We start from the raw sequence: 13,161 nt of genomic DNA, 5'->3' as shown, positions 1-13,161 counted from the left end.
TAGTTGCGAGAGTAGGAACGATCACTTCCAATAATGTTTCATTATATCTGTCGTCCAAGCCGGCTGTTTCACTTCTTCAGGGGGTAAAAATTCTTTCATGGTCGGCTTAATGTCGAGAACCGGCGTACCGTCAATGGCATCCAATCCTTGCACGTATAATTTTTTTCCTTGCCGCTTTATAAGCTTGACTGTTGTCAATCCTAGTTTATTCGGCCGGTTTTTGGCGCGTTGGGCGAATATGCCCACTTTCGGGTAATGAGGGTTATTGCGGGGATGTCTTGCTTTATATTGAATAGCGTCGTCTTTTACTCTATCAAAATAAAAAATCACTTCGAGATGAGAAAATTCTTCAATTCCTGCAAGACATTCCTCATCGAATTCGTTTGTAAGTTCAATCACTGATTGAACATTTCCCCAATAGTCATCCTCGATAGTTTGCCGCTGATTGGAAACATAGGCGATTGGCCGAACTGTAAACATCGTCATTCCTCCTCGTTTTATTATGAATCTAAAATCCATTATAAACTAGGTATGTATAAAAAAGGTGAAAAAATACAAATGGCAGCCGCTAGACGGCAGGCTGCCGGATGCGAAAAGCAATGGGCCCCTCTGTACGAACTTATTGTTGAATCGATTGCTGAGCGTTGCGCAAATGCACAAGCAATTCTTCTGCCCGATGTAACTGCAAGCTTTGTTCTTCGCTAAACTCTTCCAAATAAGCGCGGGCATTTAGCACGCGCGCCTCAGCCAGTTGCAGCCGCTGCTCGGCTTTTTGGAAATTTTGCGAGTTCATGTTCGTCTGCGCATATTCGACCGCCTCACGAGCTTGCCGCACTGTTTCTAAAGCCTCTTGCAATTGATTGTGATGAGTCATTTATTTATTTGCCTCCTTGCATCGTCATTACTTATAAAATGCATTAATATATCGTTTATTATTCACCGCTGCGTTGTCGGTGTTGTTTACCGAAAAACGATTATAAATTTTTAAGTTCGGTTGTACAAGCGCGCTCAGATGAATACAATGTCATGACAAGCTTTATGAATTATGATTTGGCGGGGGATTGAAATGAGTGCGTTTTTAAGTTATGTCTTTTTAGGGTTATCGCTAGCAGCACCTATTGGACCAATTAATGCCGCCCAGCTCGATAAGGGGATTAAATCGGGATTTTTTTATGCATGGCTCGTTGGAGTCGGGGCGGTCGTGGCCGATGCGATTTATATGTTCATTGTTTATTTAGGAGTTGTGCGTTTTATCAATACGCCGCTTGTCAAAACCTTTTTATGGCTGTTTGGCAGTTTTGTGCTGATCTATACAGGGGTAGAGAGCCTTTTAAACGCGGGAAACATCGTTATTAACAACGCTAGAAGCAAAGAATCGATGCTGAAATCTTTTGTGTCCGGTTTTTTTATGTCATTATTAAATCCTTTATCGATTTTATTTTGGCTCGGCATATACGGGTCGGTGTTAGCGGAGGCGGCGGCCGCCTATGACGAGCGGCAGTTAATCGTATACAGTTCCGCCATTTTTACCGGCTTATTGCTATGGGATGTGACAATGGCCGCTATTGCAAGCACGTTCCGTCGATATTTGACCGCCCGGGTTCTTTCGGTCATTTCTCTTCTTTCAGGTTTGTCGCTTGTCGTATTTGGCGTTTATTTTGGCTTTCAAGGAATCAAAACGATATTCTTGTAAGAATACATAAAACCGCTTTGCTTGTAGCGAAGCGGTTCATTTATGCGTTATTGCGGGTTTATCGCGCGTCTTCGAATCCAAATAGGGCGCATGATGACGAAGGTAACCAACGCAATAATAGCGACAAAGGATAGACTGACGAAAAACCCAGGACGCAACTCTTTCGTTAGCAAAGTTCCGCTGACAGCTAGCATAATAAGAGCAATCGCGCTGATACGTTTCCATTGGCCAAACGTGCTGAGTTCAATCAAACGAGGAGAAAAGACAACGATAAATAACCAGTTATAAAGGAGCATAAGTCCCGCAGCTGTTGTAATATATTCATAAATGCGGCTAGGCATAATCAAAGCCATTACAATCGATAGCGCAAGCCCTCCTACTGTTAGTCCGAGAGCGGGGAGGGGAACTTTTAATTTGCCGCGTTTTGTAAAAACTTTGGGAGCATCTCCATCTTCGGCCAGCGTAACTAATATGCTTGTCACCGCAAACAACGAAGCGGCCATTGTAGAAAAGCCGGCAATGATTAAAATGGCATTAAAAAGATGGGGGATGAATGGCAAATCGTATCGGCTCAATGCAACGACAAAAGGGCTTTCTTTTGCATTAAATTGCCGCCAAGAAACCATCATGACAGCGAGGCCGATGGAAAGAACATAAATAGTGGTGAGCACAGATAACATCACTTTTCCGGATTTTGGCGCTTCTTTCGGATCGCGCAAGCGGGTTGCCATTAAAGCAAGCACTTCGATTCCGCCAAATCCATAAAACGCATAAATAAGGGAAGACCAAAGCCCTTTTACCCCGTTTGGGAAAAAGGCATTTGTAGTGTCAGGAAAGACGATCCGGCGGTTTCCGCCAAGAAAGCCAAACAATGAAGAGGCGGCAATAACAATGAACATGAGTATTGCTGCAATTTTTAAAATCGCAAACGTATTTTCCAAACGGTTCAGCCATTTTACGCCAATGAGCAGGACAGCTAAACCGAGGATCGCATACCCTGTCGCAAACACCCAGAGCGGAATATGGGGAAAGCAAAAGCGGGAAAAAATCGATAATGCGGTCATTTGACTTCCCATGATCAGCATTTCGGAGCACCAGTATGTCCAACCGCTGCTAAACCCTGCCCATCTTCCGTAAGCTTTTTTCGCATACGTGCGGAATGCCCCTTCCTGCGGGTCTTGGGCGGTCATTTTGGCGAGAACGTCAAACACGAAATAAGTTCCCAGCGCCGCGAGTATAAAAGCGAGTAGAACAGAAGGTCCTCCGGTTTTAATGGCGATGCTTGATCCAAGAAAAAAGCCTGTTCCGATCGTGCATCCAACGCCAAATAACGATAATTGCCACCACTTCATATTTCCTTTCCCTGTTTTGTTTTCGGCACAGCTCATTGTAAACTCCCTCCTTGCATCTTTCTTATTGTGTCAATGAGGGGTCGCTGTTATGTATGTGCCGCTTTATGGCGGTGGAGAGGCGCCGTTGCTCATTTTTGGCGAAAACGGATACAGCATCACTATTGATGATTCTTTGAAAGTTTGAACGTTGTGCATATATGAAGTTTTAAGGCATATGAACTTCTTTCGCCTATACGTCGTTTCTAGGTGGGAGACTTTTCGATAGATATGTTAAATATAAGGAAATTTAGGCTTTTGCCCATACACTTTTTTCCTCCGCACATATCCTGTATAGCGAAAACGGAAAGATATAAGGAGGAATTTTTATGGATAGACAATGGCCATACGGCCCTCAATCGATGTTCGGAGGTTATTATCCGTATTACCATCACCATCATCATTACCCTTACCCTTACTATCCGCATTACCCGTATTACCATCACCATCACTACCCTTACTATTCGCCATTTGGGTACGGCGGTTACCCGTACGGGGGATATTAAAAACGTTATTGGAAAAGAGCCTATGTTTCAAGGCTCTTTCTCTTTGTTTTTATTTCTTCTTTTTTGCCTAAAATATAGCAAATAAAGCGACAAACATGATTTGGGAAAATGTGATTATATGGAAATCATACGCTGTCGTTTCGTGAGCTCGCATCGTGAAACCCCTTTCATATTGAAAATATAATAAAAATGTCTTCACAAAACTTGAATGGGCAAATGGACTGTGGTATGTTCTTTCATGAACAATTAAAAATAGAAAGGAACGTTTCGCGATGGCAAAGCAGCAAATTGGTGTCATTGGTCTAGCGGTCATGGGGAAAAACCTGGCGCTCAATATTGAAAGCCGCGGGTATTCGGTGGCCGTGTACAATCGTTCTCGTGAAAAAACGGACGAGTTTTTAAAAGAAGCGGAAGGCAAAAATGTTGTCGGTACATACAGCATCGAAGAGTTCGTCAACGCGCTTGAAAAACCGCGCAAAATTTTATTAATGGTGAAAGCTGGCGCGGCGACGGATGCGACGATTGAACAGTTAAAGCCGTATTTGGAAAAAGGCGATATTTTAATTGACGGGGGCAATACGTATTTTAAAGATACGCAGCGCCGCAATCAGGAGTTAGCCGAACTCGGCATTCATTTTATCGGCACAGGCGTATCTGGCGGAGAAGAAGGGGCGCTAAAGGGGCCTTCGATCATGCCGGGCGGACAAGAAGAAGCGCATGAGCTCGTGCGTCCGATTTTTGAAGCGATTGCTGCGAAAGTGGACGGTGAACCGTGCACAACGTACATCGGTCCAGACGGGGCAGGGCACTATGTGAAAATGGTGCATAACGGCATCGAGTACGGCGATATGCAGTTGATTGCAGAGGCGTACTTTTTATTAAAGCATGTGCTCGGCTTAAACGCGCAAGAGCTGCATGAAGTGTTCGCCGAGTGGAACCGCGGCGAATTGGACAGCTATTTAATCGAAATTACAGCGGATATTTTTACGAAAATCGATGAAGAAACAGGCAAACCGCTTGTCGACGTCATTTTAGACAAAGCAGGGCAAAAAGGAACAGGGAAATGGACGAGCCAAAACGCGCTTGACTTAGGTGTGCCGCTTCCGATTATTACTGAATCGGTATTTGCCCGCTTTATTTCCGCAATGAAAGACGAGCGCGTCAAAGCAAGCAAGCTATTGGCGGGACCTGATGTCAAGCCGTATGAAGGAGATCGCGCGCATTTCATCGAAGCGGTGCGCCGTGCGCTTTACATGAGCAAAATTTGTTCGTATGCGCAAGGCTTCGCGCAAATGAAAGCTGCATCAGATGAATATAATTGGAATTTGCAATACGGCAACATCGCGATGATTTTCCGCGGCGGTTGCATTATCCGCGCCCAATTTTTGCAGAAAATTAAAGAAGCGTATGACCGCGATCCAGCGCTCTCTAACTTACTGCTAGACCCATATTTCAAAGAAATTGTGGAAAACTATCAAGAAGCGCTTCGCGAAATTGTCGCAACAGCAGTGATGCGCGGCATTCCAGTTCCGGCGTTTGCCAGCGCCCTTGCGTATTACGACAGCTACCGGATGGAAACGTTGCCGGCAAACCTTATTCAGGCGCAGCGCGACTACTTCGGCGCCCACACATATGAACGTGTTGATAAAGAAGGCGTATTCCATACAGAATGGTTGAAATAATGACAAACCCCCTTATTGCCATCACGCAATAAGGGGGTTATTGTTTATTGATGTTGTTCAAACAAAAGGACGCGCGCTGGAGCCGCATCGGTGCCGACAAGTTTTAACGGAGCGGCGACCATCCAATATTCGCCCGCTGCCACGTCTTTCAAGCGGAGTCCTTCAATGACGATAATGCCATGGCCAAATAACGTTTTATGTGTCGGATGCCCCGGCTGGCTGCGTTCGATGCCAAGGGCGTCAATGCCAACGCCGCGAATGCGTTTTTCGGCCAAATATTGCGCCGCATCTTCAGCAACATAAATAAACTCAAAATTAAACGCTTCATCGAACGAATTTTTTGTTTTCAATAAAACGAAATCATTTTCTTGAATATTAAGATTCACTAAGTCTTCTTTTGTAATTTTATCATTTACTTCTGTAAGATCGAACAGTTTGCATGGACCAACTAGTTTTTCAAGCGGGATCGTTTCAAATGTTTCCCCGTTTTTCACCATATGAAGCGGCGCATCGATATGTGTGCCTGTATGTACGTCCATGTCGATGCGCGATTCAGTGACGTAATCATTCGTTGTGGTTGCAAGTTTTGGTTGTTTTTCCGGCTTGTTTTTATAGACGGGCATCCCTTCAAAAATCGGAGCGGTTACGTCGTACATTTTCATAAGCCTTCTCCTTTCTGCCTATATTTATTGTTCGTTATAATGGATCGGCCACCAATGGAAGCCGTCTTTTTGCAGCAGTTCATCCGCCGCTTTCGGCCCCATTGAACCAGCTTCATAGTTCGGGAAATCAATGGCTTTTGTATTCGCCCATACTTCAGAAATCGGATCGATAAAGCTCCACGAAGCAGCCACTTCGTCCCAATGTGTAAAGTTTGTCGCATCCCCGCGCATGCAGTCATAAAGCAGCTTCTCGTACGCTTCAGGGGTGTTGATGCCATCGATGCAGTTGTTGCAGTAATCGAGTTTAATCGGTGTCGTTTTCATGCTTTCCCCGCTTTTTTTCGCGTTGAGATGAAGCGTAATGCCTTCATCTGGCTGAATGTGAATAACAAGCAAGTTTGGATGAACGTTTTCGCTCGTGCGATAGTATAAATTCATTGGCACGTCTTTAAATTGAACGACAATCTTTGTCGATTTTTCCGTCATGCGTTTTCCTGTACGAATGTAAAACGGTACGCCCGCCCAGCGGAAGTTATCAATCATCAGCTTTCCTGCGACAAATGTCTCCGTATTGGAGTGTGGATCAACGTTATTTTCTTCGCGGTATCCGACCACTTCTTTTCCTTGAACCATTCCACGTCCGTATTGTCCGCGAACGAAGTACTGGTCAACTTCTTCATGAGAGATCGGACGGAGCGCGCGGAGCACTTTCACTTTTTCGCTGCGAATGTCATCGGTCGTTAGTTTAATTGGCGGTTCCATTGCTAAGAGAGCGACCATTTGCAGCATATGGTTTTGCACCATATCTTTTAACGCTCCTGAGTGGTCGTAATAGCGTCCACGGTCTTCGACGCCGAGCGTTTCGCTTGATGTAATTTGAATATTGGCGATAAAGCGGTTGTTCCAAAGCGGCTCGAAAATCGCATTCGCAAAGCGAATCACTTCAATGTTTTGTACCATTTCTTTGCCAAGATAATGGTCGATGCGGAAAATCTCTCTTTCAGAAAACGCTTGGCGAATTTGCTTGTTGAGTTTTTGAGCGCTTTTTAAGTCGTGGCCGAACGGTTTCTCAATAACGAGTCTCTTCCAACCGTGCGTGGCAGTCAATCCTTCTGATTTTAAATGGGCCGTAATCGTGCCAAAAAATTCGGGAGCCATCGCTAAATAAAAAATGCGGTTCCCTTCAGTGTGATATGTCTCATCTAAACTCTCAAGCAGCCGTTTCAGTTCCTGGTAGGAAGCGGTGCTTGTTACGTCAAGGGAATGGTAGTAAAAATGAGACGCGAACGATTCGTTATTCAGTTCTTGTTTCATGGACTCTTGAATGGATTGGCTGACATAATGGCGGAATTCGTCGTTAGATAGAGAACGTCGGGCGACGCCAATTACGGCGAAGTTTTCTGATAGCTTTCCTTTTTGATAAAGTCTGTAAATAGAAGGAAAAAGTTTGCGCTTCGCCAAATCCCCCGTGGCGCCGAAGATAACGATCAGTGACTTTGGACTCACGTTGTTCACTATATGTACCTCGCTTTAGCTAAAATTGTCTCTTCAAGTATCTAATTGTAGAGATTTCTTTCAGGGAACGCAAACATTTTTGCATCGAGTCGGAAAACGATGTTGAATTGTGCTAGAAACATTGGTACTCTAGCAACAGACAAAAAAAGAAGAGGTGGGCTCATTGGAATTGTTGTTTTTAGGAACAGGATCTGGTGTTCCTTCTAAAGGGCGGAATGTATCGGCACTAGCGCTTCAGCTTCTAGAAGAGAGAGGAGCAACTTGGTTGTTTGACTGCGGTGAAGCCACGCAGCATCAAATTTTACATACACCGGTGCGTCCGAGACGAATCGAAAAAATTTTTATTACCCATCTTCACGGCGACCATATTTTTGGTTTGCCGGGGTTGTTAGGAAGCCGTTCGTTTCAAGGAGGAGACACGCCGCTTGTCGTCTACGGGCCTAAAGGAATTCACGCGTTTATTGACACTGCGCTTTCTGTGAGCGGAACGCGGGTGAAATATGATCTTCACATAACCGAATTTGAAGAAGGAGTTGTATTTGAAGACGAACAATTTATTGTAACAGCAAAGCAGCTTGATCACGGCATGCCATCGTACGGGTTTCGAATTGTAGAGAAAGATTTGCCGGGCACGCTGTTAGTAGATAAATTGCAGGCGCTTGGCATTCGCCCCGGCCCAATTTATCAACAAATTAAACTAGGACATACAGTGACGCTAGAAGATGGAACGGTGATCGATGGGCGCGAATTTGTCGGCCCGCCGCAAAAGGGAAGAGTTGTAGCCATTATAGGGGATACGCGTTACTGTGAGGCAAGCATTGAACTTGCTAGGGAAGCGGATGTGCTTGTGCATGAAGCGACATTTGGAGCGGACGAAGCGCAGCTTGCGCACGAGTATTTCCATTCAACGACGACGCAGGCGGCGGAAGTGGCAAAGCGAGCAGGAGCGAAACAACTCATATTGACGCATATTAGCTCGCGCTATCAAGGAGATATGTGCGATGGGCTGTTGGCAGAAGCGCAGGCGGTTTTCGCCAATGTCGCTATCGCTTCAGATTTCATGTCGTTTTCAGTTCCTAAAAAGAAATAGAAATGAAAGAGAAAATAAAACGCATTTGCCGATAGTGAAAAAAAGGGGGCAAATCTCTCCAGGTTTCGGAGAGTTTGCCCCTTTTTTCTCTCTCTAGTAGGAGTTGGGTTTGGAATGTGTTCCGGCTTCATTCTACAAAACAAATAGTATTTTGTTATAAGGCGCTTTCTTGCGGTCTGTTTTTTACCATCCCCGTTTGTACGGCTTCGGCGCTTCAAGCGGCACGCCGAGTTCTTTGGCTGCGGTTCTTGGCCAATATGGATCGCGCAATAGTTCGCGGCCGATAAAAATGAGATCCGCACGGCCGTTGCGTAAAATTTCTTCCGCTTGAAGGCCGGAAGTGATCAGTCCCACTGCGCCTGTGGCGATGCCGGCGCCATGGCGAATCGCTTCAGCAAACGGCACTTGATAGCCAGGATATGGGTCAATGGACGCCGGAACAACGGCACCGGAACTCACGTCTACTAAATCGACGCCTTGCTCTTTCATTTGCTTTGCGTATTCCACGTAGTCTTGCACTGTGAGTCCATCTGGATGATAGTCGTTTGCAGATACGCGCACAAAGAGCGGTCCGTCCCATACTTCTCTGACAGCGGTAATCACTTCACTTAAGAAGCGGTAGCGATTTTCGGCTGTGCCTCCATATTCATCGGTTCGTTGGTTTGTAAGCGGCGATAAAAATTCATTAATCAAATAGCCGTGGGCGGCGTGAATTTCAATCACATCAAAGCCGGCTTCTTTAGCCCGGCGTGCTGCGTGCTGGAACGCCTGAATCGTATCTTCAATATCCGCTTTTGTCATTTCCTTTGGCGTTGCCATTTTTTCGTCAAACGGAAGCGGCGAAGGAGCAATAATCTCGCCTTCTATCATCGCTTTTCTGCCAGCATGGGCAAGCTGAATGCCGATTTTTGCGCCGTGCTCTTGAACGAGCGATACGAGTTTCTTTAATCCATCAACATGCGTATCGCTCCAGATGCCTAAATCGCGCGCAGAAATTCTTCCTTGCGGCGTAACGGCTGTCGCTTCAACGATAATCAGTCCGACTTGACCAACGGCTCGCGCCGGATAGTGAACGAGGTGCCAATTGTGAACCGTTCCGTCCTCGGCATCGCAAGCGTACATGCACATCGGCGACATGACAATTCGGTTTTTCAACGTCACTCCTCTTACGTCATATGGTGAAAAAAGCATCGTCGTTCCCTCCAAGTGTATCGGTTTCAGTAGAATCATAGCACTTTTCGTTGGAAAAGAAAAACAATGTGCTTTAGACGTTTCGCTCTGTATATATGCCATGTTCATTTCGCAGCGGATAGCTACATTTTTCGTATTTGCTTTTGAGCGTGTAATTTTCTGCATAGTAGATGGAGGGAGGTATTATAAGGAGAGGGGCCCGCTTGCCCCTCGCTCTTTTATGTGCTTAAGATGTGTTTCTCATTTGTTTTTATTGGCGGGAAAGTTTTTATGATTGCAGGTCTATCGGATGAAACGTTTATTTTGCCGAAGGGAACGGCATCAGCGCTTTTCCGAGCTCTTGAGAGCGTTCGGTCGCCCGTTTGATACAAGCGACAACCGCTTCTTGATAGCGGTAGCGCTCAAGCACTCCGATGCCAGCTTCCGTCGTGCCTCCTGGGCTCGTTACTTCTTTTCGCAGCGAGGCCGGATGTTTTTTCGTCGCCTTGAGCATGTGGGCGGAACCGATGAGCGTTTGTAAAATCAAATCTTTGGCGATCGCGCGGTCCAGTCCGATTTCATCAGCCGCCTGTTCCATCGCCTCGACTAAATAATAGACGTACGCAGGACCGCTTCCGGAAAGCCCTGTCACTGCATGTAAATGTTGTTCTTCGACGACGGCGACCGTTCCGACCGTTTCAAATAGCTCTTTAGCCACGGCTAGGTGAGCGGCGTTGGCATATTGCCCGCCCGAAATAGCGGTGGCCGATTGACCCACTGCGGCCGACGTGTTAGGCATGGCACGCACAACGGCGACGCGTTTGCCGATGAGCGACACGATTGTTTCTGTAGTTACTCCCGCTAATACAGAAATAATCAATTGTTGTTCGTTGATCGCCTCTGCTACTGATGTGATCGCTTCGGCTGCATCTTTCGGTTTCATCGCAAGCACAATGATCTCTGCTTCTTTGATGGCTTTTTCTTTATCTATTTCAATCCGCACTTGATACGTTTCTTGTATATAAGAAAGACGTTCGATGTTGCAGCGATTCGTGACCACAATTTGTTCAGGCTGATACAGCGTTTTCGTCATTCCAGCAATCAGCGCCTCCGCCATCGATCCTGCCCCCATAAAAGCAATTGTCGGTGCTTTTTTCATTGTAGTCCCTCCTTGTATTATCGTATATCCAATAAAAAAGACCTTTTCCGCCCTATAAAGGACGGAAAAGGTCTTGCTTCTCCGCGGTACCACCTTTGTTGGCGCAAACAGCGCCCACCTCGTTAGCCGGTATCGTCGGCCCGACGGTTAGGTTTTCCTAACAGCTCATGGGGTAGGTTCAATGATGAAGAGGGTTATGAAACCTTTCAGCCTATGGGTCCCACTCTCTTGTAACCGTTCATCATTTACTGGCCCCGTTCATCGCTTATCTTCTATGATTGATGCAAAAAAGCAAAATGATCTTCATTTTTCTGCAAGCCAGCTTGCCAAAACATCAACGCGTTTGATTTGTTTGCAATTATGCACTGAAACCAAGCCCGTTGTCAATAGCAAAGCAAAAGTTTTTTTGTTTGAATTTTTTGCGAACAGCAATTAAAAAATGACAAATAGTCGAAATATGTGTAAACTTTTAAATAACGTGATTACCAAAAAGTTATGACGCTATAACAATAAAGGGGATTTTACGATGGAGAAAGATGAAATTTATCGAATTACGGTGCCGACGCCGTTTGCTGTTGGGGATGTCAATATGTATGTAATTAAAGGGGAACGCCTAACGCTCGTTGATGCTGGAGTGAAAACGGAGGAGGCATGGCAGGCGTTTACGAAGCAGTTGGCGGAGATCGGTTATGAACCTACTGATATTGAGCAAGTCGTCATTACCCACCATCACCCTGATCATGTAGGCTTGCTAGATTATTTGCCTAAATCGATTCCGGTCATCGGTCACCCGAAAGCAAAGCCGTGGATTAGCAAAGATCCACAATTTTTTGCTTGGGATGGGCGTTATTTTGATCAATTTTTAATTGAATGCGGTGTTAGTCGCGCATTTTTTGCGAAATTGCCTAACGTTCGTAGTTCGCTTCGCTATTCTTGCGAGCGCTCGCTCGATGTTGCTGTTGGTGAAGGGGATCAGATTGCTGGTCTTCCGGATTGGACCGTGATTGAAACGCCGGGTCATGCCCAAAGCCATATCGTCTTATACCGTGAAAAAGATGGATTCATGATCGGCGGCGATCATTTGCTGGCGACCATTTCGTCCAATCCTTTGTTGGAACCCCCAATAGAAGAGGGAGCAGAGCGGCCGAAACCGCTTTTACAATATAACGATTCGTTACGTAAACTACTTCATTACGAGATTTCTAAAGTCGTCACCGGACACGGCGCTGATGTCACGGACGTCCCGGCATTAGTAGAAAAAAGGCTGGAAAAGCAAAAAGAGCGTGCCGGCCATGTGCTTGAAATGTTGCGAGAACGCCCGATGACCGTGTTCGATGTATGCCGTCAGCTCTTTTCTTCTGTCTATGAAAAAGAGTTTTTGCTGACGATGTCGGAAACGATTGGGCAGCTTGATTATTTAGAACATGTCGGGGCGGCTGTAAAACGGAAAGAAGGAGAGGAGTATATTTATGAGGCGGTGGGATCGCTTTGAGGCTTGAAGGAAAACATGTTGTGATTACGGGGGCTTCAAGCGGAATCGGTGAACGGATCGCTTACGAAGTTGCGAAACAAAAAGGGATCCCGATTTTGTTGGCGCGCAGCGAGGAAAAGCTGGCGGATATCGCCGATCGGATCGAGCAAACATACGGAGTTTCGTGCCGCTATGAACGTTTGGATGTCGGCGATGTGGCGGCAGTGGAGGATACGTTTTACAAGCTGCTTCAAAATATTGAAGTTGATGTGCTCGTTAACAATGCGGGGTTCGGCGTATTTCGTTATGCGGAAGATATCGATTTGGAAGAAGTGGAAGATATGTTTCGCGTCAATGTGCTTGGATTGATCGCCTGCGTCAAAATGGTGTATCCACAGATGATGAGACGGCGGAGCGGACATATTATTAATATCGCTTCGCAGGCGGGGAAAATCGCCACGCCTAAATCGAGCGTCTATGCGGCGACAAAGCATGCGGTGCTCGGGTTTACGAACAGCCTGCGCATGGAAGCATCACGCTTTGGCGTGTTTGTGACGGCCGTTAATCCAGGACCGATTGCCACCAACTTTTTTGCGGTTGCCGATGCATCAGGAGAGTATGTAAAAAACGTGGAAAAATGGATGCTTCGCCCTGACGATGTCGCCCGTCGCGTTGTTGATGTCATGATGACACCAACGAGGGAAGTGAACATGCCGCGCTGGATGAACGCCGGAAGCCGTTTGTATCAACTGTTTCCAGCTCTCGTTGAAAGAATAGGGAAAAACGCCTTTTTTAAAAAATAAGTCTCCTTCGCCAAGCGAGGAG

General features: G+C 46.0%; 14 protein-coding genes. 7 read left to right on the top strand and 7 right to left on the bottom strand.

What is annotated here, in order from left to right; translation table 11 throughout:
• Positions 1-21: 21 nt before the first annotated feature.
• Both tsaA and N667_RS0100315 read right to left on the bottom strand, forming a co-directional pair.
• Positions 22-480 carry a tRNA (N6-threonylcarbamoyladenosine(37)-N6)-methyltransferase TrmO gene (tsaA, locus tag N667_RS0100320; protein ID WP_027407700.1) on the bottom strand — a complete coding sequence of 153 codons (459 nt, stop codon included), beginning with the start codon at positions 478-480 and terminating at the stop codon, positions 22-24.
• A 139-nt stretch (positions 481-619) separates the two neighbouring features.
• Positions 620-874: a hypothetical protein gene (locus tag N667_RS0100315; protein WP_027407699.1), complete on the bottom strand. Its 255-nt coding sequence runs from the start codon at positions 872-874 to the stop codon at positions 620-622.
• A 192-nt stretch (positions 875-1,066) separates the two neighbouring features.
• On the opposite strand from N667_RS0100315, the gene N667_RS0100310 reads away from it, so the two are divergent.
• Positions 1,067-1,693, top strand: coding sequence for a LysE family transporter (locus tag N667_RS0100310; protein ID WP_027407698.1), 627 nt, complete (start codon positions 1,067-1,069; stop codon positions 1,691-1,693).
• A gap of 47 nt (positions 1,694-1,740) precedes the next feature.
• Here N667_RS0100310 and N667_RS0100305 read toward each other — a convergent pair whose 3' ends face one another.
• The gene (locus N667_RS0100305; RefSeq protein ID WP_027407697.1) at positions 1,741-3,081 is read right to left on the bottom strand and encodes an amino acid permease; all 1,341 of its coding nucleotides are present in this window, start codon (positions 3,079-3,081) and stop codon (positions 1,741-1,743) included.
• A 329-nt stretch (positions 3,082-3,410) separates the two neighbouring features.
• Between N667_RS0100305 and N667_RS19910 the strand changes: the two genes are divergently transcribed.
• On the top strand, positions 3,411-3,587 hold the full coding sequence (locus N667_RS19910) for a hypothetical protein (RefSeq protein WP_198020498.1): 177 nt from the start codon (positions 3,411-3,413) through the stop codon (positions 3,585-3,587).
• A gap of 272 nt (positions 3,588-3,859) precedes the next feature.
• Positions 3,860-5,269 carry an NADP-dependent phosphogluconate dehydrogenase gene (gndA, locus tag N667_RS0100290; protein ID WP_027407695.1) on the top strand — a complete coding sequence of 470 codons (1,410 nt, stop codon included), beginning with the start codon at positions 3,860-3,862 and terminating at the stop codon, positions 5,267-5,269.
• A gap of 44 nt (positions 5,270-5,313) precedes the next feature.
• On the opposite strand, the gene N667_RS0100285 is transcribed toward gndA, so the two are convergent.
• Positions 5,314-5,931 (bottom strand): cyclase family protein, encoded by a 618-nt coding sequence (locus N667_RS0100285; protein ID WP_027407694.1) that lies wholly within the window; start codon positions 5,929-5,931, stop codon positions 5,314-5,316.
• Between the two features lie 24 nt (positions 5,932-5,955).
• On the bottom strand, positions 5,956-7,446 hold the full coding sequence (gene zwf, locus N667_RS0100280) for a glucose-6-phosphate dehydrogenase (protein ID WP_027407693.1): 1,491 nt from the start codon (positions 7,444-7,446) through the stop codon (positions 5,956-5,958).
• Positions 7,447-7,609: 163 nt separating this feature from the next.
• On the opposite strand from zwf, the gene rnz reads away from it, so the two are divergent.
• Positions 7,610-8,536 carry a ribonuclease Z gene (rnz, locus tag N667_RS0100275; RefSeq protein ID WP_027407692.1) on the top strand — a complete coding sequence of 309 codons (927 nt, stop codon included), beginning with the start codon at positions 7,610-7,612 and terminating at the stop codon, positions 8,534-8,536.
• A 183-nt stretch (positions 8,537-8,719) separates the two neighbouring features.
• Here the strand turns inward: rnz and namA are convergent, their stop codons facing one another.
• Complete coding sequence (gene namA, locus N667_RS0100270) at positions 8,720-9,766, bottom strand: NADPH dehydrogenase NamA (protein ID WP_232223867.1); 1,047 nt, start codon at positions 9,764-9,766, stop codon at positions 8,720-8,722.
• A gap of 259 nt (positions 9,767-10,025) precedes the next feature.
• Positions 10,026-10,865 (bottom strand): pyrroline-5-carboxylate reductase ProI, encoded by an 840-nt coding sequence (gene proI / locus N667_RS0100265; RefSeq protein WP_027407690.1) that lies wholly within the window; start codon positions 10,863-10,865, stop codon positions 10,026-10,028.
• A 181-nt stretch (positions 10,866-11,046) separates the two neighbouring features.
• On the opposite strand from proI, the gene N667_RS0100260 reads away from it, so the two are divergent.
• From N667_RS0100260 to N667_RS0100250, 3 genes are all read left to right on the top strand, one after another.
• Positions 11,047-11,301, top strand: a complete 255-nt coding sequence (locus tag N667_RS0100260) for a hypothetical protein (RefSeq protein WP_156936071.1) — start codon at positions 11,047-11,049, stop codon at positions 11,299-11,301.
• Between the two features lie 90 nt (positions 11,302-11,391).
• Positions 11,392-12,357, top strand: coding sequence for an MBL fold metallo-hydrolase (locus N667_RS0100255; RefSeq protein ID WP_027407688.1), 966 nt, complete (start codon positions 11,392-11,394; stop codon positions 12,355-12,357).
• Positions 12,348-13,139, top strand: coding sequence for an SDR family NAD(P)-dependent oxidoreductase (locus N667_RS0100250; RefSeq protein WP_198020506.1), 792 nt, complete (start codon positions 12,348-12,350; stop codon positions 13,137-13,139). The genes N667_RS0100255 and N667_RS0100250 overlap by 10 nt, the downstream gene beginning before the upstream one ends.
• Positions 13,140-13,161 lie beyond the last annotated feature (22 nt).

Origin of the sequence: Anoxybacillus tepidamans PS2, from assembly GCF_000620165.1 — a bacterium.
In the GTDB taxonomy this organism is placed as follows: domain Bacteria; phylum Bacillota; class Bacilli; order Bacillales; family Anoxybacillaceae; genus Anoxybacteroides; species Anoxybacteroides tepidamans_A.
This window is presented reverse-complemented; position numbering and strand designations above follow the sequence as displayed.